The sequence below is a fragment of the Marinobacter sp. ELB17 genome (assembly GCF_000169375.1).
Lineage (GTDB): Bacteria > Pseudomonadota > Gammaproteobacteria > Pseudomonadales > Oleiphilaceae > Marinobacter.
Map to the genome: position 1 here is coordinate 38075 of NZ_AAXY01000018.1, position 19888 is coordinate 57962.

A 19888-nucleotide genomic window follows, 5' to 3' on the forward strand; every position below is an offset into this window, starting at 1 on the left:
CTCACTACAAGAATACGCCCCATCGTCCTACTATCGCCTGTCATACCGTATAATCAAAAAACTAACGATTAACAGGTATCCGGCGATAATGTTTGATTTACCACCACCACCGACTGTTCCACCCAACGCACCTTCAGCCATGATCGTTCAGCTGGAACAACCCAGTGAACTGACGCGAGCTTGCGTCACGGCTATCACCTCCCGATACGGCGTCAGTCCCGTTGTCATGAGCATCATCCACAAGGTTGAAGGCGGATACTCCGGTGCACGCATTAAAAACACTAATTCTTCGTATGACGTTGGTTTTAATCAGGTTAACACGATTCACATGCCGCAACTGTCCCAGTTCGGACTCACTGAGAAGATGGTCCAAAACAACAACTGTATAAACCTCGCGGTTTCCGCTTGGTATGTGCGTACAGTGACGGTTAATCAGAAAATCAGCGACAAAGCAGGGTTTTTCAGGGCCATCGCCCGGTATCACAGTAAAAACGAACCTCACATTTCGGTTTATACCGGAAAACTCATAAAAGCGTACGAGCAGCTTGTCGTCGATTATGGAGTTGATCAACCATGGCAATGAATCCCCAGAAAGGTGGGGGCCAGGGCGGCTCTGACCCTCAGATGGACAGCATGATTTTCGGGGTTGTCATCATCGGGACCATATACCTGATGTGTTGGCTGCTCTGGAAATCCAACAACGAGATCATTTTGAGCACCCTGTTTCAAGTGGTCGGATTTATGTCGAAAGGGCTTCAGTACGTTCCTTGGATATTCCCAGACAAATACGCTGACAACTTCGGGAATTGGGCTGTCAGCCTGCAGGTGGCTATTCCCGGGAATTACGGTTGGCCGGCAGCCAAACAAATGATTGGCGTGATCACCCATACACTGTCGTTAGTTTTCGTGCCGCTGATTATCTTGCGGGTAAAACTTCTGCGCCGCACTCATATCACGAACAAATTCGTGCGATATTTCAACTTGGACAAGCTCAAGGCCATTAACGCCAGTCGTTATGCTGCTGTCGCTTCTGTTCAGCACGAAAATCTCTTAAAAATTCCAGTCCACGAAGGGCCGCTGGCAACAGCTCGTTCTCCCATTGATTATGCGCTTGAGAATAAATTGGTTGTTGTTCAGAGCAATGCGGTGGGCAGTGGCGCGCTACGAGCCATGTTTGGCATGAAAGCCAACAGCAAGAAAGAGTCTAAACCCAAGCCCATCACTGGCTGGACAAGCAAGAAAATGCGCTGGTCCGTTGCTGAACGTCGCCGGGTAATGCCAAACCCAAACCAATGCCGTCTGGACACCGTGAAGACAGACGCGCTACTTGCGCAACAGCTTGGCGGGCTATTCAACATAGATTCACTGGATAGATTTGAACGATGCGTTTTGGCGATACTGCTTACTGCTAATACCTCCGGACTCGGACCTGCCCGAGAGTTAGCGTTACCTTTAGCTATGAGCTATAAGCGACTTGATGCAAAAGGTCGACATAATCCTGTAATCAATGACAAGGGTGTTGACGGCATCATAAAGAAGTTGATCAACAAGCCGAAAATCCGCGATATCACCCGCAAACACGCCTTCAAATCCACCGTGTTCATGGCATTACTCGAAAGCAGTTGGAAGAAGGGTGTTTTTATCGCAGCGGAGTTTTTATGGCTCAAGGGTGTTAACCGTGGTTTGTATATTGCACTGGACGCCCTTGGCGGTGACCGACCTTTCGTAGAAGGCCTCGGCACGTGGGGCCACTACATGCTGGAGGTACAACAGAAAAAAGCGGTTAAAACACCTTGCGTTGAAGCCGGCACGGATGCACTGCAAGTGATGCTGTTCGATGAAGAATGGATTGGGTCTGAAGACGGCCTGGCATCTGAAATAGCAGCTCGCAAAGCGATTGATGGTGGACAAGATGATGAATACTCCCCCACGAAAGGCATTGATCTGTTTACTCCCCCACCCCGCCCGTAATGAACAACGGTGATACCGACATGCAAAAAAGACTCACATCCGTTAAAACGGTAGGCGTATTAATCGCCCTCTTTGTCAATACGTCTGCCTTGGCTACAGACGGCCGTTCGATCGAGGATAAGAATTTCCACGGCTTTCCGGTTGCCGAAATAGTGGCACCTTTTATCACAAAAATTTCAGCTGGATGTTCCCCGTCAGCAGGGTCTATCGGGGGCTCCGAAGACGCGCTTAGTGGGTTACTTCTGACACACCCGAATGACTTGCCGAAGTCAGCCAAGTCAAAGGAGCAAGCTGACAGTGAGTAACCAGCGACCTCAAATGCGAGGCCTCAGCAAAAAAGATGAGATCGGGCACGAGAAGTTAAATCGTGATATTCGCACGCCAATGCAACAAATGCAGGATTGGCTTGCCGAGTCACCGGGATTCTGTGCAGCAACGGCTATTTTGCTTATTCTCCCTGTACTTATTTCCACGACGTTTTTTATCCTGGTGTGCTTACCGCTCATTTACTATGTCACGGCGAAGCCTCTATCCAGTGAACAAACATTGCCATTACTGTTGCCTCGTGAGGCGGGTATAAAAGATCTAAAAGACCCCAAGCCCGGGAGGCACGGTTTCCACACAGCCCGTGGCGAGTTCATGCTGGGCAACCTGCGCTTTGGTAAACGACCGCAGGAATTGTGGCTCGGATTTGCTCATCTACTGACGCACTCTATGATCCTTGGGGCAACGGGCTCCGGCAAGACCGAAACATTAGTAAGCATGGTTGCTAACTATATTGCGGTTGGGTCGGGCGTAATGTATTCGGATGCGAAAGCGGCACCCAAGCTTGCGTGGCAAATATACACGCTGGCCAGATTCTTTGGTCGGGAAGAAGATTTTAGAACCCTGAACTACATAAAGGGCAACACCAGTCTCAAACCTGATCCGGCTGTTCGCCGGGGCAACAACGTAAACCTGTTCACCTACGGCTCATCGGAGTCCATCACCCAGATTATCGTGTCCCTTATGCCACCGGGCGGTTCCGAGAACATGCTGTTCAGCGAGCGCGCAATTGGTCTGATTACCGCGGTCATGCCAGGCCTAGTAGACTTGCGCGACACGGTTGGTCTAAAAATTACGCCGGCCATAATACGAAAAGCGCTTGAATTTGAAGAGGTACAAAAACTGAAGCGCGCCAAATCCATCACACCCGGCGCCCGCGAAGCTTTGCGCGCGTATCTTACGTCCTTACCCAGTTATTCAGAACATCCCGTAGACCGTAATGGAAGGCCCACAGACAAGCAGGCCGAAGAAGTCACCCGCCAATTTGGCTTTGCCCAGGCCTATTTTACCCGTGCCCTATCCAGCTTGTCAGATACGTATGGCGACATCTACATGGTTGGACGAGGCGAGATTAATTTCCTCGACGTTATTCTAAGAAGACGAATCGCTGTGGTTCTCATTCCCGCACTCGAAAAGGCGCCGGATGAAATGAAGAACTTGGCCAAAATTGTACTGGCCGCCCAGAAGAACGCGATCTCTACCGGCATTCCGCCCGACATTGAAGGCCGCAAGGAAGATGTACTGGACAACCTTCCGACCACGGCCCCTGTACCCTTCGGAATTATCAATGATGAATTCGCTTTTATGATGACACCGGGATACGGGACCGTGCTTGCACAGGCCAGGGGTCTGTACACATCCATCACCATCGCAGGGCAGGATTATGCCGGCATGAAGCGCGCAGATGCCGACGAAGCGGAGCAGATCGCGGAAAATACGAAACTCAAAATCATCATGGCATCTGAAGGTCTTGGAGCCACGAGAGAATTAATTCAGGAGATTGCCGGTGAAGGTGTAGCATCCGTAGCGTCCTCATATGCTATGGATGAGAACTCCATGAGTGGCTTGTACCGTGATTCAAAGAGCTCCAGTTTTGAGAAGCGCGGCCGTGTAGACACACGCGATACCCGTGCGGCCGTTGAAGGCGAAGGCATTGTTTTCTGGCGCGACCAGATTGTACCAATCAATATGTTTTATCATGGGCTTGATGAGGACAACATAACGTCCGACTACAACGTGCATCGCATGCTGGATGTAGGCCTACCGACCCGCGGTTACGGTGCCACCCTGCTCGAAGTTGACCCGCCTATTGTGTCCGCCATGCGCAAAGCCGTTCACAATGGTGCTCAGCTGGACGTTGACGTTGACTATATACCGGAGCACATCAGTACACCTCTCAACACGGCTCTACCCGTATTCAGGACGCTGATGGTTCGTGCAAAAGGGCTAGCTGCTCAGGATCGTGAAGGTCTTTTGCTGGCGTCGATTATGGCCCAACTCGACAGTGGAGCCATGGAAAGCATTGACGAAGATGATGTTGAACCGGACACAGACGTACCGGCCAGCAATCACAATCCTATGTTCGATAAAAGCATCGTTGACAGCGTCCAGACACTTGCGCCTCCCAAGGAGCCTGACGAGTCAACAGCGATTGAAATGTTTGACTTAACCACCACCAACCTCGATAGCACTCTTGAGCAAATGGCCAAAGAGTCTGATGAGCAACATTACCCACAAACACCGGTGCCCACAGTGGCGGCGACTCAACAGATAACCGAAAAGGAAAAGACTGACATTCTCGCAGGCAGCTCATTAATAGCCAGCGCACCGTTCCTCGTCGACCCCGTTCTCCTGGCCAGTCGCGCAGGTCGAAGCGTCACTGAACGTGAAGCCATCATGCTCAATGAAGCCGCAAGCAGCATACGTGATGTAGAGGAAGCACTGGGAACATCACTGGAAGCGGCTCGCAGTGTTGGCATAACAACCGCACATGCCATCGCAAAAGCGGTTGATTACCCCGCTCGCACGAGCCGCCCGACAGCCCCTAGCAATGAAGATGAAGAGCGTATTGTGTTGCGTGAAGCTAGCAGTGTCATGGAAGCCTGGGCCGCGAAAACCCGTAACTCTGGGGGCAACTAAGTCTATGGTACTCGATCGCGAGTGGCGGCCCTTTCTGGTGCTGCTGCTGGCCATTGAAATTGTTTATGTTCTCGCCGAGTTTTCATTTAATGCCGCTATTTTGAATGTGGCTAGTGGCGCTGCACCTGGCGGCATACAAGCGATTGACCACCTGGAATTATTCGGGCGCGCACTCTCTGGCATTGGCCTGGGACTGTTTATTTTTACAGCAACCATGCTGGCGCGCGCTAAAGCGCCCGGCTTGATTGCACAACTCTTGGTTGCTGTACTGATCTTCCCGCCCTCTATTGTTGGTATGAGCAAACTTCAGACCTGGCTTGTGTACGACCTTATCCCCTCACAATCTGATGACAACGATCGATTCGCAGCTAACTACATCCAATTTCTGAGCCCGGCCATACGCAACGGTCTAATTCAACTTGAAAGCGTTCCGATTACCCCCGAATCACTTGCACAACCTGAGTCCAAGGCATTTCTGACGCTTCTGGCGCCAGCACTTCTGCATGATACCCACATTGTTCAAACCATTGCTGAGCGCAGTGAGGACATCATTAAATTCATCGTTCACCGGGAAGCAAGCAACAACGCCGCAGACATGTACGAGGCTTACACCGACGCCACAAATGCCATAGATTTTGACGGTCTCTATAAAAAGTACGAATCAGCCAGCCTGGAAACCACGATACGCATTCGGGAAGAACAACGGCGAGCGGCAAACAGTCGCACACTCCTTAACCTACAGTGGGAGATACAAAGCGGCTGGCACGCATACCACGTTGCGACCATTTGGCGCAGTGCCGGCGTCCGACACATACCTCAAGGACTATCAGCTCGGAACTTTCCAGCTCACCCAGCCACGCTCCGAATGATAGGCTTTGATGATGAGCAACTGATAGAAAAGGTAAAGCCACAGCACTTCAGAATCATCCAAAGCGCCGCGTCAGGCAAAATGACTACAGTGGATGCCCGAAATTTTTTGAATCTGGTTATCGAACACGAAGCGGAAAAAGTATTCAAACGAGAATGGGCGAAAGCGACACGGGATCTGGCGCGTGGTTTCAACAACTTTTCCGTAGCACCAGGCCTAACCAAAGCTCAGTTTATGGGGTCGAAATGGGCTCAATCATTCATTCCACCTGAACTCCGGTTATCTCCGAACACACCAATTTTTCCAGGCCTACACATTGATGAGTTTGTAGACGCACACGTTTTACCGGCCGCATGGAGCGAGGCAAATCGCGCGATTGGCAACCTCCCGCGAAATCCAGACGCGATCGCCCAAAACCGGGATCATAGCGATCAAGTCCTTCGGAGCATCTATGTTCCCGCCGTCGCATTGGTGTTTTCACTGTTTTTCTCATTGCTCACTCTGGGAAGGCTCGTCACGCGATGCTGGCTGATTTGGCAGTGCGGGAGAACGATAGGCCGCAAGAATTACCGGCTCATCAAGGCGGGTATAGGCTTACTAACTGCAGCCATCATTGTTGGCCTACCCATCACGCTTGCATCAGGCAGTCTCGCTCAAAGCGATGCACTAGGGGTTGCAGCCAAAGACGGAGTGCCGGCGCCAATCATCAAGGCGATGACCTGGACGCTCGACGCTGAGCCACTCATCTTCCCCCTCGGCAACACTCTCCTGTCTATACCTTGGGCCAGTAACCCGCTCCGCAACTATTACGACCCACTCGCCAAAAACATATCCAGTACCAACAACACCGAAAAAGTACACCGAATTCAGCTAACCATGCCAATGTCTGTCAAAGACCTCCAGCGCACACTCACAGCGTCTGGTTACAACGCCGGTCCCATTGACGGTGTGATAGGACGCGCTACTGTGAGCGCACTGAAACAGTTTCAGCATGATAATGGGACAACCCCGACTGGAACCCAGGATTACTCAACCATTAGGCTACTGAAGGCGCTGAGACAGCGTTAATTGGGGTCGTCGGATCGAGGTATTACGTTTAGCTTTAGGGTTGCCCTGCTCAACTTAAATTGGAGCAGGGCAAAATAATTGTGTTAAAGGGTACCTTCTGTGTAGCTGTGCTCCGTTACAAGGCCGTTTTTCGAAAAGAACACCATCAACGTTTTATAGTTTGAGTCCATGCCTTTTCCGAATATCCCAGCACCTGGAATTAAGCTCATCGCGTTAGCGCGTGTCGCACTATAAAGATATGTGTAAATCGCGTCATGATCTGTACTTTTCGTACGTGACGATGGCTCGCCAAACCAACTAACAATGTCGGCCTTGGTGGTTTGACCAACAACAATCTCGTCGATCTGATTGCTACTAAAATCATTGCCTGTTGTCGCGCAGCCGGCCAAAACAAAAGCAGCAAAAACCATAACTAGAAGTTTTTTGACGATCATCGGTATTCCTTCCTTTTAGAGTAAATTACTTGGTATCCGTGCCATTACTCGAGCGCCATAGAACTTACTGCCGGCCACCGAGCGGCTGCTTAAAGGCACCAAATACCGTCGCATGACATAGAATACATCAATGCAGAGCTCATCCGGTCATTTTCAAACAGTTTTGCGCCGAGGGCACCGCCCGACGCGATCCGCAAAAGGATCGGCCCCAGGCCGAGCCCTAAGCTCTGGCATCTGTTGCTTGTGAGTCCGCACTGGGGCTGTACCTGCACCCAGCCATTTTAAAAGCGTTTTGGATGTGTCAACCAAAGTGAACAACGTGTTTCTATTATTGCTCATGCGGCATCTTGCAAAATTAGTTGGTGGTAGTATGACCCACTATAGACCGATATTTATGCACGCTTGAGCAACCCGTTATGGACGTAGATTTTGACCTCATATCCCTGACCCTTAAAGTTCGCAAGGTTGTTGACGCCCTACCCCAGCGATCTCATATTCCAGACGATGTAGCTGTACGGTGGGTAGAGGGCATTATTAAGCGTGATCCGGAACGTGCTGTGTGGCATGCCAACAGGGCCTCAGGCATTGGGGGTAGCGAAATCGGCGAGCTTGTACTTCACGCTAGCGGCCAACGCCCCATGTACAACACCCTTGAGGAACTGAGCCGGCAAAAGCTTCTTCTGGACTTCCCCAGCCGCTCAAATATTCACATGGAACGCGGCACTGATATGGAGCCGCTAGCCGAAAAAACATATTGGGCGATAACAAAGCACAAAAGCGTACTCGCCGATCCAGAAATAGCGAATGCTTTTGCAAAGGGTCACCCCACCTATCCGTGGCTTGTAGGTAATCCAGATGACGTTGTTGATGCTCCCAGTCTTGGGCGGCTGATTACCGACTTTAAGGTGCGCAGTAACCTCGATAGCGAGGAAGGCATGAAATTGATCAATGCCTGCCAGCTTCATTGGTATGGGTTAATCCATGAAGGTCAGTTTGGCAAACTGCCTGACGGTTACGGATTGGCCGAGCTTGATATACCGACTCCGCTGATTGACTCGTTACGCGGTGAGGATAATCCAGACTTTCAAGCGATGGCTGAGACCATTGCCTCGGTTAACAAGCCGGGGTTCGGGATGCAGATTCGTTATTTCAAGCACAATCCGGCATTGGCCAACCACATGACTCGACTGGCTGAACAGTTTTGGAATAAGTACGTGATGACTGGTCAGCCATTCGTAACTCCAAAGCCTGAAAAACCTGCCGAAATGAGCAAGCAGGATGAATCGAAAATCCGTGGACTACTGAACGATTTGGTGCGCTTTAAGATTGCAGAAAACGTCAGCAAAATGGAGTGCGATCGAGTTCGGAGCGACATATTTGAACTGACCGACCGCTATGAGATGGACGTATGGCCATTTGAAGTTCCTGGGTTAAGTGCTGGTTATAGCTCAAAATTCGATATTAACCGCGCGGCTACAGCGCTGATCACGAAAGGGATTGACAGAGTTACCCTAGCCAAACCCTCAGATGCCCTGGATATGGATGCTGTACACATTACACTCGAAAACAATGGTCTTCTAACCGACTCTTTATACAAGCCAACTTGGGACCCCCGCGCCGTCAAATCTGCTTTAAAAAAGCTGAAAATACCTGTCTCAGACTTTAATGCGACTAACTTTCGGGCTGGCATATCCACAAAAAGGGCAGATCAAGATACTCGGCATACGCTCGAAACGTCTATGGGCATCCATATTCAAAAGTTTGGTCAAGATGAACCAAGTCTTTCTCAGCAACAGAATGATGGGGTTAGCCCAGATCGGTCAGCGCCAAATGGTAACATAGACATACTTAGTCAGCTCGACGATGACGATGACCATAATGATTCTCTTCGGATTGGATAGGTTAAATATTGATCAATTAAAAAACCCCTTATATTGCCAGCGGGGATAGTCGATTTCCCCAGACATATCCACAAAATCAGTGGATAACTATTTAGATAGAGGCAGATTATGACCCAAGTAAAAGAACAGCCAGACCTCGGTGCCATCAACCTGTTTAACATCCGTGAACGGTTTTTTATGCTCAAAGGCAAATTAACCGAACTCCAAACTTTCATGTCAGACATAGCAGACAAAAAGCACCCAGGTGTCTTGGACCTTGCGACTCAGTATTCCATCTTACTGTCTGTCTGTTCAGCCACATCAAGACAGTTTGAGACAATCAAACCGAAAGAAGTGAGTACCAAACAGATTCGCATGCTGAGCAACCTAGAAGGCCTTGTACTGGAGTTTGAGGACGTTTTACTTGAAGCGCACACAGAATTAACCAACGTCGAATAGCGAGAGGAATATATAATGGCAACTTCAAATTGGGCTGGAAAAGCCCGCTCTGGCCTGCGATCTACAGCAAATTTTCTTGCTGAGTATGGGGGTGGCGTAGGCTTTACTGGTGCCGCACTGCTGGGTGCTATGGGCGCCGTTTGTGCTGCCTCTGGTATGTCATCGGAAACCCCAGCAATAGCGGAAATGTTCCAATCGTCAGCGGCGGCACTGGTTGTAGGAGGTGCATTGTTAGGGTCAGGTTTTATTGCTGCAGAAAAAGTAGCGAAAAATCACCTAAAACGAGAGGGTGTTCCGTTAAGCGTTATGGACGGGCAAGTGGGCGGATTGCAGCGCCGCGGCGCTCAAGCTATGGCAGATGGTCTTGATCCAACAATGGGGCCAGAATTTAAAGCGGCTATGCGCGAACTATACAAAGATCTCAACGCAGTACCAGAATACCGAGCTGAGATCGTGACGATGTTGAAGGCATCCCCTGCTGCCCGCAAAGCATTCGTCGAGGGCTTTTCTGAAAAACAAGAACAGGCTGCCAATCAGGCTTTGACTACAGCGCGATCTACGATTGGCCCCAACAATGATGACTACGACTCATCATCTCACCCATCGTAAAAGGCGCCTGGCATGAGCGATAACGACGACGAATCTTCTTGGCCCGAAAGGGCCGCTGGTAGCGTAAAGAAAGGCCTTGAGTTTCTGAAAGAATACGGTGGCGATATCGCAAAAACTTCCGCGATTGTGACTGCAGTGGTCGCAGCGACTTCTTATGCAGCCACTTTCGTTGGTTATCAGATGTCTGATGGAACCGCTATGAAGGTTGCTGCCGGCGTCTTGGTTGCCGCCTACAAAGTCTACAGCGAAGTCAAAAAATATAGCAAAGACAAGGAATCCAGTGCCTTAAAGGCTGAAAATCCTCATGCGACCGTGCAAATGGAAGATTATATTTCGACTAGAGGGGATCTGAGCAGGCTATTGAAAGCTCATGAGGCAACGGTATACACGTTGAGCGAAACCGAATCGGCTAACCGGATTCTACTTAAATCCAATCAAGATTTAAGCGATGCAATCGACGGTCTGGCAGCCGAGAACGGTAACTTGGTTAACGTAATTGATGAGCTGGTTGAGGCCAACGAAGTTCTAAAGACGGCGGTTCGGGTCAAGCACGATTCGGATATCAAAGTAGCGGAATTGAAAGGCGAGTTAACGAGACTTCCATACGATTTTGACAAGGATGAATCTGTTATTAAGTTCGTTGATGACGAACCAGAATCCTTGCAAGGCCCAGGATGAATTAACCCCGGTGCCCACGCAAGGATACCGGGGTTAGTTTTTCAAATCACCCAGCACTCGGCCCGTCTTGATCCTGGTAATCGTCTAAATTTTGTTGCTGCAACCTTCTTACTTCGGCGGGGTTTTCGGCCGCTGCAGTTGCCGGATTGCTCCGTGCGATGTCCATCATATCGTTCAGTGCACCTGGTTCTTTTGCTTGAGCACCGCCTATGGTTTGTTCCGGTCCAGCTTGCCCAACACTCATTTTGTCCAATAACGCCGACCCAGCCATGGCTGCCAGCCTTACCTTAAGCCCAATGCCGGGAATATATGTTGCTACGTTTAAAGCTTTGCTTGCTGCCTGCATAACTCCGGATTTATTGTCTTCGGTTTGCCCTGCTGCAGCATCTTGGGATGCGGTTTTTACGACACCCTGATCGGCGCCGGGATTCGCAAGCATCGCAGTGTTAGCTTTCTGCATGATTCGTTGTGATGACTCTGCACTTAACATTGGATCTGGCTGAAACGATGTGACGAGCATTGATGGCTTCATAGTTTTTCTCTCTCTAGAGTGTTCGCGAGTATTTGCGACAACATGATTATGGTGTCTCTTTTCAGAACCCATGTTTTGTATTTACGGGCCAATTGTTCAGCTTCCATTTGCGCGTATTGCTTGACCGCATACGCGTCACTGATATCAATTCTGGCAATCCATTCCGGGTCATTGGAACGATAGTGCGTGGTCAGGTAGGTAAAATCATCTTCTGATACCGCATCATCAGGGGCGCTTTCAGCCATTACCTCTCTAAGATAGGTTTCTGCGCCGAGCTTGCCTGGATGACGTCGACGGTCTTTGATTATTTTATCCATGACGGCCATGGCCATCCCTGACTCCATCGCTCCGATTGACTCTGGAACAGCAAGTTTCAAGAGCCCGGGTGTTGATGCCGACGCCATGATTGCCTCGGCCGTAGAGGGGGTATCGATAACAAGGTACTGAATGAGAAAATCCATTCGCTCACTATCACTGATACCAAATTCGTCCGGTGTTTCCGAGAGGACACGCGATCCCTCGGAGACTAGCAACTCAGGCTTGAGCATTTCGCTGACACCGGCATCTGGTTTACCTGATACGGTTCGCATTTTTCTAAATTGACTGCCCACACGATTAAGTGTCTGGTCTTCGAAATTTGCAATAAGCGCAGCTGCCCCTGCCTCAGACGTAACAGCTGAAGAATTGGTTGGCGTAGATGGTGATCCTGCATTCGGAGTTCCAGTGTCAGAGGGAGCCGAGTCTGTGAAGGCAGCGCCTTTCATCCACAGCCACCCCTCAGACAGTGACGAAGCACCGTTCATACCCGACGCCAACCCATAATCAACTGCCGCACACCCGGCTTTGTCTCCAATAAGGTCAGCCTGGGCAAGTTTCCTTTCTACAGTTAGCGCCTTTCTGTTTGCAGGCAGTGCTTGCAGACTTACAATTAAATTCTTTGTATACGCCTCCAGAGCGGCTATTAGGATCTGAGTTTGCTGTCCTTCCGCACCAGAAATAGTGTCCTGTAGAGCTGGAAAGCCAATCATTGGATTTGGTGGAACCACCCCAGTCGCCGCTAAAATTGCCGTTTCTGAAGCAAGAATCGCAGAACTAATAGTCGCCATCGCTCCGTTCGTTGCGGCGGCGCACGTTTCACAGGCAAATGAGAACCCGGATCTAAAGCCCGCGGCATAGGAGGCTGCAGCATTAGCGGTGTTCGGGACCGCCGCAACCAACAGAGGCATAAGAAAAGCGGTTACAAAATTCCGTACGCTTTTCATATTAACGATCCTCTGCTTTTTGTCTGTTTTGCGCAGCCAGTACCTGACTCATCAGAAGAGCCTGATTACGGTCCATAAGCCAAATTTCATAATCCATCACCAGCGAATCAGCCTTTGTGATCGCAAGATCTTTTATTACACCCTTGGCATCTTTCGCCGCCAAGTTAGTCACCCACCCCGAATCCTTAACGCGGTGAGTAGCCATCAATTTTAACAAATCGGATTTTGAAACCTTGGCGTCACCTGACGTAAAATTGCTCGCAGCATTCGGAGTGATTCGTGCGAGCTGGCGGCCAGCCCATGAGTCTTCGGCAATATCAACGACTGGCGCATCGTAAGATAAAATCTGATTTAATACGGCTTGCGGAATCGACATTCTAAGGTTGTATAGATCCGCTTTTACACCCACCTTAATTGCACCCGGTGTCGAGGGCTCTGGTATGCGCGCTGGCGGATTAGGATTGGTGGTTAAATTGATGGCAGTAGCTACATTTTGCAGCTCTTCGCCCGTGAAGGCTCCAAACTGCCCCGGCTTTGCCACAAGATCCATACCAGCCGTCACAATGGCTGGTCGACTACGCATCAGCGAACCGGTCTGTGATAAAAAGCGGTCACTCACATTAACTCCAAGCGGGTAACTTGAAGTCATCTCGTTGTACCTCCCCGATGTTTGATTCAGGTTTTCTTCCTGCAGTGCCGACAATCTTTCAGCGACTATCGTATCGCTTGCCCTATCAGTATAGCTACAGCCGTCTGTAGCATGCATTGCGGGATTCAATAGCTCTTCGGCTGACTCCAACTCCTTCTCATAGACCGGTAACTTTTGAATTTCGGCAGCAATTATTTTGTTATGGGCCGTGAGTGCGTCGACAAGACTTTTTGTTTGCTTTCCGGTGCTCCCATCAACCGTGGATGCTACAGCCTGAAACCCTGTATAAAGAGCAGAGGTAACGGCCGTGGCACCGGCTCCAACAAGGCCTGATATTTGGATGGCCCCTGATGAAGCGGCTGCAATACAAGCGCATGCCTGTGATTGTTGAGGGGCGGCCGCACCACCTACCCCAACCATCATTGCCACAATCAGCGTGGCGTGCTTAAACTGTCTCATCGACGCGCCCCCGATTCATCTGTCTCTGCTTTTTTGGCTTTTTTAGCCTTGCTTTGCTTTGTCGCATAGTCGTAGTCCGTTACATTTGAATCCGAATCGTATGAATAGTCAGTGTAACCGTCGTCCACTTCTGGCATCTGTGCGAATTGGTCGTTAACTATGGAATCGAGATCAACACCCACCTCGTTCTCACGTTCAGACATCTTAAAGAAAGAATCATCTGGGTCATCTGAATCACGCTTACCAACACCCAAGTCCACGTCAGCCAATCCTAAAGGGCTGGAGAGCGAAACAGTAAATTTCTCCAGATTCGATGCCAAGTAACTGTCTGCTGCGGCACAGACCTTGTCCATTAATCCATCGAGCAGACTTCCAGCCAATGAAGGCAAACCAAAGCCCCCCTTTAGCCCGTAATCACCGATACATCCTTGTTCTTCGAGATCAAGGTCTTCTGGAGGACTTCGATCTACAATTTTTTGGTGACCCGCTGCAGCAATGGCAAGGGAAGCTTTTGCGTAATTCAATCGCAGGCCTGCAATTGCACAGGCGGTGCCGCTTTTCGCCTTAGAACCACCCGCGCCTTCGGCAAATGTCATTGGGGATAGCGTCAATATAACTGGCAGCAATGCTACTACCGCTAACCGCTGAATTCTCATTAAACGTCGCCTTCTTTTGTCAAGTTTGGATTGATTTGTGCTTGATTCATCAACTTGGCTCGACTCAGTGCACTCAGAATGCTTTTAACACGAGCCTTGGAAAACACACGCTGAATAAGTGCTGACCGCTCAAATACGAGAAAACGCTCAATGGCCAAACCTGCGGCTTTAAAAACCTCTGAGTCACTGCTCTCCGTTTCTCGAATGGCTTGTACAGCTTCAAGAAACCGAACCACTAATTCGCGTCTATCTTCTTCGGCGTAGTGTAAGAGCATCATAGCGGTGGAAGTGTGGAGCCAGGCCATCAACTTGAGGCTTTCCCGGGGGTGCGCCAGGCAATAACTCGCCGCCTCAGAGCTTTCTCGCACAGCCGTTATCAGACGATCCAACATCACCCGGAATTGCGGGTGAGCCTCCATTACCCAGTCTTCTTTTTCATCGAGGACCTGGCAGACCTCTAGCGCGACATCATCAACAGCCTTCCAATAAAGATGCCCGCCCCTCGCACCAGCAAAGGGTAGGCTATGCGAAGGCTTTTGCAGCGTAAAATCCATGTTTGTTTCTCAGATTTGAGAGAATGGTGGTGTTCGTCACATACGAGACTCACTTTAATATACACTAATATAGTCAAATATTGCGTTGGAGACGGCATTATGACCCCTGATAAAAATGTGGAAGATTCTAGTGTTGAAACCCCGGGAACAAGCACCTCTAAAGGGGCGATGAAGACCATCAGGGGAGTAGGTAGGGCTGTGGGTAAAACGGCCATGATGATTACTGCGGCTGACGTGATAGCGAAGGATGTAAAACGGATCAGACCAAGATACCCGCAGCTTTGGAAAGACATTTTTAACGCTCGGAAAATTCTACGGGAAACAAACAAAAAAGAACTTGAGAGCGGTGGGGCCAGTTACAAGGTAGCCGCGCGAAACGCTGGCATTACCGCGGCCACTGCCTTGAGTGTTGTTTTTTACTTGGCATACCTGATTAGCGTGCATATCGAGGCAGGAAACACATCAACTATAACCAAAATAGCCATAATTACAGCTGCATCCGTAGCACTTCTTCATACCATTATCTACGGATGGATTGCGATAAAATGTCTCGCGAAACAACAGCATAATATCGCCGCCACTGCTCGGAGAGCCAGCAAGTGAAACGATTAGCCTTTGTTATTTGTGGCTGGCTCATTGCCAGTATGAGTCATGCAAACATAGCGCCTGAAGATTCGGCGTATAGGACAGGCGGATTTGGCAAATGGATCATAGACTCGCTGTTTGAAGCGGGCTCCATTTCGTCGCAAGCGGGGAGCGCAGGGATAGTTGGGGCAACCATTATGCCATTGTCCTTGGTTTGTATGATGGTCGCAGCACTAATAATTGCAATGAAAAGTATCCAGCATCTTTTAATTGTTGCGCAAGCCAAAGACCTCGATCAATCCCCCGTATCGATGACGTGGGCGCCACTGCACATGGTTATTGCGGTAGTCCTTATGGTCCCCCTTCCATCAGGATACTCAATGGGCCAATACGGGGCGATTTGGGTAGCGCACCAAAGCAACACTCTCGGCAATCTTACCGCAGCGAATACCACGAGTTTCTTTAAGAACACCGGTGTTATAACAGCTCCCGCCATTCCCTCAATTAAGACCGTTGCTGATGGCATCATTCTCAGCGAGATGTGTCGGTACCTTAACAACGAAGCCGGCTCTTACGTTGAAGACAACGGTGGTGTCCCAATTACTGTTGAGCGCCGGGCAATGACAATAGATGAGTTATCTGCAATTGGTGGTGCTAGCGTAAAGTACGGAGCAGAAAACGGCCTCTCTCGAAGTGGGTTTACCTTTGCCCGAAAGCGCGCTGGCGGTTTCTTTGGTGGCTACTCTACCGTTGATGACTACTGCGGCGCTGTTGTCATTCAGTTTGCAGCTCGATCCAAGGCGACCTTCGGTGACGACAATGTCGTTCCCTTGCAGCGGCAAGGAGCGAGCAACCTTGTTTCTGGCGCTGCTGAAAAATGTCAGTATGGCCCTCTGTGCATTGGGGGCGTGAATGTTGCGCACCAAGACGCCAAAACCAGTGCAATCAACATATTTTCTGAGGCGCACAACGGAGCCATAACAGCGTTCGAGGCGGACAAAACCAAGACAGCGGCGATCGGTATTGCTGAGGGCATCCTTTACGACATCCCTCTGTACTTTGAATCTAAGTCGTCGTCGGAAGCTGCACAGGAGTATACGCAGAGCTTAAAAGAAGAGCCCGCCAGAATAGATACAGCCGTGAAAGCGTCTGTAGCTCTGATTGGGGATTTACAATCAGATGTTTATTCGAGTTACACCAAGGCAATCAATAAATTTGGAACCACACGCACCGGGAATAGTGGTTCCAACTTTTTAGATATTGTTGACCAGGTGGGCTGGCCAGTCTTGGGCTTGTACTGGTTCCAGTATACGAATTTCAGCCAGCAGGTTATGGATTCTGCGTCTGTTCAAGCGACTTACACCGGCGATCTCGACAAATTCATGACCTCATTCGAGCAAGTTTTGGATGACCCAGTTTTGACCAGTCGAATTAAAGGGCGGATTAGAGCGTATCGTGCGGCCCTTGCGAACGAACTGCAAAATACTCGATATGATGCAAACCCGGCAGCGACTAAGGGTTTGTCGCTTGAAGATAAAACTCTGCAAACCAGTAAAGACATGCTGGCCATCAGAGAAGCATTTCCACTGATGCAAGAAACGATGTTAGAAAACTCCTATAGAGGAAGCATGAATCCTCAAAACGTTATGGATAGCGTAACGCAGAACATCAACACAATTACACGAAGCATCCTTTTTCCAGCGATCATTGCCCCGTTACGAGAGGACAACCTTGTAAACGCTCTCGTCAACACCGGGCACAACATTATCGTGATCTCTGAAATAATTTATGCCAGCAATGTATTAATTCGAACCTACAAACAGCGGAAATTAGCTGACAAAAAAGAGCCGGAAACGGAAAATAAGTCGTGGATAGGAAAAGCGTGGAGCTTCATGTCCAACCCCATTAGCAGTTCTGCAGCGTGGGTAATGGATGCATTATTCATCGGATTTGCTATTGATGCTCTGCTAATTGTATTAAACGATTTTGCTCAACTCTGGTTCTACGTATTCCTAATGGGGCTTTTTCTGGCCTTCTACATACCAGCAATGATAATGATTCAGTGGCTCATCGGCCTGGTCACATGGATCATTTACATTGTCGAGGCAACCGTAATCATTCCGTTATGGGGCCTGCTATTCACTGCAGACATGGGCCAAAAATCGTTTGCCCCGCAGACAGCCCAACAAGGATTCATCCACATTTTGAGCATTTTGGTGTACCCATCCCTAATGACGATAGGGTTCGTGATTGGCTTGAAGGTGATTGACCTGGCGTCAATATTCCTAGTGGAGTACCTGCTAGTGGGCTTAATGAACTCATCAGAAGGCTACGTCTACGGCATCCTCTCAATGATAGCCGGCCTACTTATCCTGGGTCTGGCCTGCTACCAAGTGATCACCAGGGTGTTCTCCCTCGTGCTAGAACTGAATGACCGGGCAATGTCGTGGATCGGTAACCGTCAGGGCTATGGCGAAGGTCAGAGCGAAGGTCAGGTGCGTGCCGGCGTTAACGCGATGATTGGCAAGGTTGAGATTGGAAAGAGAATGGGCGGAGGTGCAGGCGGAGCCAAGCCCAAGTAAAATGGTTTAAAGGTACACAAGAAGGGTTGCACAACTGTGCAGCCCTTTTCTTTGCCCAACGAAAATGAGCTAGGCTAAGGCTATTCACGTATTGGGATCTCACTATCGTATGGTACACTAATTAACATTGGAACGCCGAAAAACGAAAAATTGCAATAAGGACTTAGCCTCATGAAAAGCAAAAACCCAATAGACGCAACACCAGCCATGCTTGGCGCCGTGGTGTTAGGGTCTGCCATTGGAAAAGGGCTAACTGGAACAGAAGAGCACCTTACCAAGACAGTCCCCGGAAAAATTGACTCTAACTCGGGCATAAACATCATCCGCGGATTTCACGGTTACCTGGTGTTCATGGGATTTCTTGCGCTAATCGGGTACTGGCTTATTGCAGGTGATTTCGAGATGTACGGATGGATTGCCGCACTAGGCATCATCTGGGTACCCCTTGCGATGCTCATGCCGGTTATTTTCGGCATCATGGGTTTGTCCATGGCACAACGGCATATTTCAGCCAAAATGAAGGCGCGAATTTACGAACCGTTGGGTCGTGAATGGGCTAACTCAGGGGCTGCGGACAAGGTCACAGTAATCTTCGTACCTTTTCAGACTGCTCTCTACGCGGTAACTATGCTGCCGTTTTTCATTCTTCAGGATGCCGTTGAGTGGATCAAGGTTTTCAGCTCTGCAGGGAATCATAAATTCCGGACCAGCGAAGCTCGGTACTTTGAAAAGCAGCGGTCACACTACCGCGCAATTTGGGCGCAGTATGGCGTAGATAAAGCGGAGTCATTTTTGAAGAATTCAAGCATCAGCATGCACACTCCCGCCGATGCTCAAATCAGCATGGCTCAGTGGGCGGGCGGGTATCGCGCTCAGATTATCCGGCCACTTGAAGCCAAGTATGGACCGCTGATGCCAGGAGGGAATTTCTCACAAAAAGCAGTTCGTGATGCGGTGAATCAATCACCAAACGGGGGTACTGCAAAAGGGTCTGCCGGCATCAAGATCAAGCCGATGAAAGGAATCTAGTCGCATTGAGTGACGTTACGAATTGAAAAGCCCCCTGCTCTCCCGTGACCAGGGGGCTTTTTTGTTTAGACAACAAGACTGCTAAACTGACTTTTGCGTGGATCAGACTTGCTGGGACCATGGCTGACTACTTGCTCAACATCAGTGCCATTCTGACTTGAGCTATCAAAAACGGCCGATTCCACATCTTCATTTTGACGTCCGGACTCAGACCCTTCTGCAGAAAGGTCCGGCATCTCTTGAGTTGGCGAGGTTGAATTTCTTTTTAGCTCCTTGCTAGACAGTGCCGGAGCAGGTTTAGCATCCCGGGTGCGAGAGTCACTAGACCGAGAACGTCCGGTTGAAGCAGTCTCTAATGATTCTGCGCTCTTTATTCCAATGTTGGGCACCATTTGATCAAAGATGCTTCGGTCTATATCTACTCCCGGAAACGTTGTGTTTAGCATCATCAACAACCGGTGATAATTCGAACCACTAACGCCTTTCCCCGAGGCCACCTCAAAGCCAATCTTGATTAGCGTATGCCAAAATACTTGACGCTCCTGAGGTCCAAAACTTTCATAGTTATCCTTGAAATTGTCGACGCCAAACATCGAAAGATCAGGTATCACAATCTTAGGACGAATCGTTTTTTCAGTCATGAAGAACT

18 protein-coding genes are annotated in these 19888 nt (G+C 49.6%); 11 read left to right on the forward strand and 7 right to left on the reverse strand.

Annotated elements, in window-relative coordinates; genetic code table 11:
- The first annotated feature begins 88 nt into the window (after nt 1–88).
- From MELB17_RS16510 to MELB17_RS16530, 4 genes are all read left to right on the forward strand, one after another.
- Nucleotides 89–583 carry a lytic transglycosylase domain-containing protein gene (locus tag MELB17_RS16510; protein ID WP_157133330.1) on the forward strand — a complete coding sequence of 165 codons (495 nt, stop codon included), beginning with the start codon at nt 89–91 and terminating at the stop codon, nt 581–583.
- Nucleotides 574–1971, forward strand: coding sequence for a hypothetical protein (locus MELB17_RS16515; protein ID WP_007351448.1), 1398 nt, complete (start codon nt 574–576; stop codon nt 1969–1971). Before MELB17_RS16510 ends, MELB17_RS16515 begins: the two co-directional genes overlap by 10 nt.
- Before the next feature lie 297 nt (nt 1972–2268).
- Nucleotides 2269–4935 carry a hypothetical protein gene (locus MELB17_RS16525; protein ID WP_157133331.1) on the forward strand — a complete coding sequence of 889 codons (2667 nt, stop codon included), beginning with the start codon at nt 2269–2271 and terminating at the stop codon, nt 4933–4935.
- A 4-nt stretch (nt 4936–4939) separates the two neighbouring features.
- Entirely contained in the window at nt 4940–6871 is a 1932-nt protein-coding gene (locus tag MELB17_RS16530) for a peptidoglycan-binding domain-containing protein (protein WP_007351451.1), read from the forward strand.
- 83 nt (nt 6872–6954) lie between these two features.
- Here MELB17_RS16530 and bamE read toward each other — a convergent pair whose 3' ends face one another.
- The gene (gene bamE, locus MELB17_RS16535) at nt 6955–7305 is read right to left on the reverse strand and encodes an outer membrane protein assembly factor BamE (protein ID WP_007351452.1); all 351 of its coding nucleotides are present in this window, start codon (nt 7303–7305) and stop codon (nt 6955–6957) included.
- Nucleotides 7306–7721: 416 nt separating this feature from the next.
- On the opposite strand from bamE, the gene MELB17_RS16540 reads away from it, so the two are divergent.
- The 4 genes from MELB17_RS16540 (at nt 7722) to MELB17_RS16555 (ending at nt 10931) form a co-directional block, all read left to right on the forward strand.
- Nucleotides 7722–9206, forward strand: a complete 1485-nt coding sequence (locus tag MELB17_RS16540; protein WP_007351453.1) for a YqaJ viral recombinase family protein — start codon at nt 7722–7724, stop codon at nt 9204–9206.
- Between the two features lie 108 nt (nt 9207–9314).
- Complete coding sequence (locus tag MELB17_RS16545) at nt 9315–9644, forward strand: hypothetical protein (RefSeq protein ID WP_007351454.1); 330 nt, start codon at nt 9315–9317, stop codon at nt 9642–9644.
- Between the two features lie 15 nt (nt 9645–9659).
- Nucleotides 9660–10253 carry a hypothetical protein gene (locus tag MELB17_RS16550; protein WP_007351455.1) on the forward strand — a complete coding sequence of 198 codons (594 nt, stop codon included), beginning with the start codon at nt 9660–9662 and terminating at the stop codon, nt 10251–10253.
- A gap of 12 nt (nt 10254–10265) precedes the next feature.
- Nucleotides 10266–10931 carry a hypothetical protein gene (locus tag MELB17_RS16555; RefSeq protein WP_007351456.1) on the forward strand — a complete coding sequence of 222 codons (666 nt, stop codon included), beginning with the start codon at nt 10266–10268 and terminating at the stop codon, nt 10929–10931.
- 46 nt (nt 10932–10977) lie between these two features.
- Here MELB17_RS16555 and MELB17_RS16560 read toward each other — a convergent pair whose 3' ends face one another.
- From MELB17_RS16560 to MELB17_RS16580, 5 genes are read right to left on the reverse strand one after another with little or no spacing between them, the layout of a single operon-like run.
- Entirely contained in the window at nt 10978–11463 is a 486-nt protein-coding gene (locus MELB17_RS16560; protein WP_007351457.1) for a hypothetical protein, read from the reverse strand.
- Nucleotides 11460–12725 (reverse strand): hypothetical protein, encoded by a 1266-nt coding sequence (locus MELB17_RS16565; protein WP_007351458.1) that lies wholly within the window; start codon nt 12723–12725, stop codon nt 11460–11462. The genes MELB17_RS16560 and MELB17_RS16565 overlap by 4 nt, the downstream gene beginning before the upstream one ends.
- Before the next feature lies 1 nt (nt 12726).
- Complete coding sequence (locus tag MELB17_RS16570; protein WP_007351459.1) at nt 12727–13833, reverse strand: hypothetical protein; 1107 nt, start codon at nt 13831–13833, stop codon at nt 12727–12729.
- Nucleotides 13830–14489 (reverse strand): hypothetical protein, encoded by a 660-nt coding sequence (locus MELB17_RS16575; RefSeq protein WP_007351460.1) that lies wholly within the window; start codon nt 14487–14489, stop codon nt 13830–13832. Before MELB17_RS16575 ends, MELB17_RS16570 begins: the two co-directional genes overlap by 4 nt.
- The gene (locus MELB17_RS16580; protein ID WP_157133332.1) at nt 14489–15043 is read right to left on the reverse strand and encodes a hypothetical protein; all 555 of its coding nucleotides are present in this window, start codon (nt 15041–15043) and stop codon (nt 14489–14491) included. Before MELB17_RS16580 ends, MELB17_RS16575 begins: the two co-directional genes overlap by 1 nt.
- 99 nt (nt 15044–15142) lie before the next feature.
- Here MELB17_RS16580 and MELB17_RS16585 point away from each other — a divergent pair, with 99 nt between their 5' ends.
- From MELB17_RS16585 to MELB17_RS16595, 3 genes are all read left to right on the forward strand, one after another.
- Nucleotides 15143–15646, forward strand: coding sequence for a hypothetical protein (locus MELB17_RS16585; protein WP_007351462.1), 504 nt, complete (start codon nt 15143–15145; stop codon nt 15644–15646).
- On the forward strand, nt 15643–18210 hold the full coding sequence (locus MELB17_RS16590) for a DotA/TraY family protein (RefSeq protein WP_007351463.1): 2568 nt from the start codon (nt 15643–15645) through the stop codon (nt 18208–18210). The genes MELB17_RS16585 and MELB17_RS16590 overlap by 4 nt, the downstream gene beginning before the upstream one ends.
- A gap of 171 nt (nt 18211–18381) precedes the next feature.
- Entirely contained in the window at nt 18382–19239 is an 858-nt protein-coding gene (locus tag MELB17_RS16595) for a hypothetical protein (protein WP_007351464.1), read from the forward strand.
- A gap of 65 nt (nt 19240–19304) precedes the next feature.
- Here the strand turns inward: MELB17_RS16595 and MELB17_RS16600 are convergent, their stop codons facing one another.
- Nucleotides 19305–19880: a hypothetical protein gene (locus MELB17_RS16600; protein ID WP_007351465.1), complete on the reverse strand. Its 576-nt coding sequence runs from the start codon at nt 19878–19880 to the stop codon at nt 19305–19307.
- Nucleotides 19881–19888: the final 8 nt, after the last annotated feature.

Excerpts from the sequence above, each read along its gene's own strand:
- MELB17_RS16555 (WP_007351456.1), top strand. The coding sequence starts at position 10,266 with ATGAGCGATAACGACGACGAATCTTCTTGGCCCGAAAGGGCCGCTGGT.
- MELB17_RS16540 (WP_007351453.1), top strand. The coding sequence starts at position 7,722 with ATGGACGTAGATTTTGACCTCATATCCCTGACCCTTAAAGTTCGCAAG.
- MELB17_RS16545 (WP_007351454.1), top strand. The coding sequence starts at position 9,315 with ATGACCCAAGTAAAAGAACAGCCAGACCTCGGTGCCATCAACCTGTTT.
- MELB17_RS16595 (WP_007351464.1), top strand. The coding sequence starts at position 18,382 with ATGAAAAGCAAAAACCCAATAGACGCAACACCAGCCATGCTTGGCGCC.
- MELB17_RS16565 (WP_007351458.1), bottom strand. The coding sequence starts at position 12,725 with ATGAAAAGCGTACGGAATTTTGTAACCGCTTTTCTTATGCCTCTGTTG.
- MELB17_RS16575 (WP_007351460.1), bottom strand. The coding sequence starts at position 14,489 with ATGAGAATTCAGCGGTTAGCGGTAGTAGCATTGCTGCCAGTTATATTG.
- MELB17_RS16515 (WP_007351448.1), top strand. The coding sequence starts at position 574 with ATGGCAATGAATCCCCAGAAAGGTGGGGGCCAGGGCGGCTCTGACCCT.
- MELB17_RS16570 (WP_007351459.1), bottom strand. The coding sequence starts at position 13,833 with ATGAGACAGTTTAAGCACGCCACGCTGATTGTGGCAATGATGGTTGGG.
- MELB17_RS16510 (WP_157133330.1), top strand. The coding sequence starts at position 89 with ATGTTTGATTTACCACCACCACCGACTGTTCCACCCAACGCACCTTCA.
- MELB17_RS16550 (WP_007351455.1), top strand. The coding sequence starts at position 9,660 with ATGGCAACTTCAAATTGGGCTGGAAAAGCCCGCTCTGGCCTGCGATCT.
- MELB17_RS16530 (WP_007351451.1), top strand. The coding sequence starts at position 4,940 with ATGGTACTCGATCGCGAGTGGCGGCCCTTTCTGGTGCTGCTGCTGGCC.
- MELB17_RS16580 (WP_157133332.1), bottom strand. The coding sequence starts at position 15,043 with ATGGATTTTACGCTGCAAAAGCCTTCGCATAGCCTACCCTTTGCTGGT.
- MELB17_RS16585 (WP_007351462.1), top strand. The coding sequence starts at position 15,143 with ATGACCCCTGATAAAAATGTGGAAGATTCTAGTGTTGAAACCCCGGGA.
- bamE (WP_007351452.1), bottom strand. The coding sequence starts at position 7,305 with ATGATCGTCAAAAAACTTCTAGTTATGGTTTTTGCTGCTTTTGTTTTG.
- MELB17_RS16600 (WP_007351465.1), bottom strand. The coding sequence starts at position 19,880 with ATGACTGAAAAAACGATTCGTCCTAAGATTGTGATACCTGATCTTTCG.
- MELB17_RS16560 (WP_007351457.1), bottom strand. The coding sequence starts at position 11,463 with ATGAAGCCATCAATGCTCGTCACATCGTTTCAGCCAGATCCAATGTTA.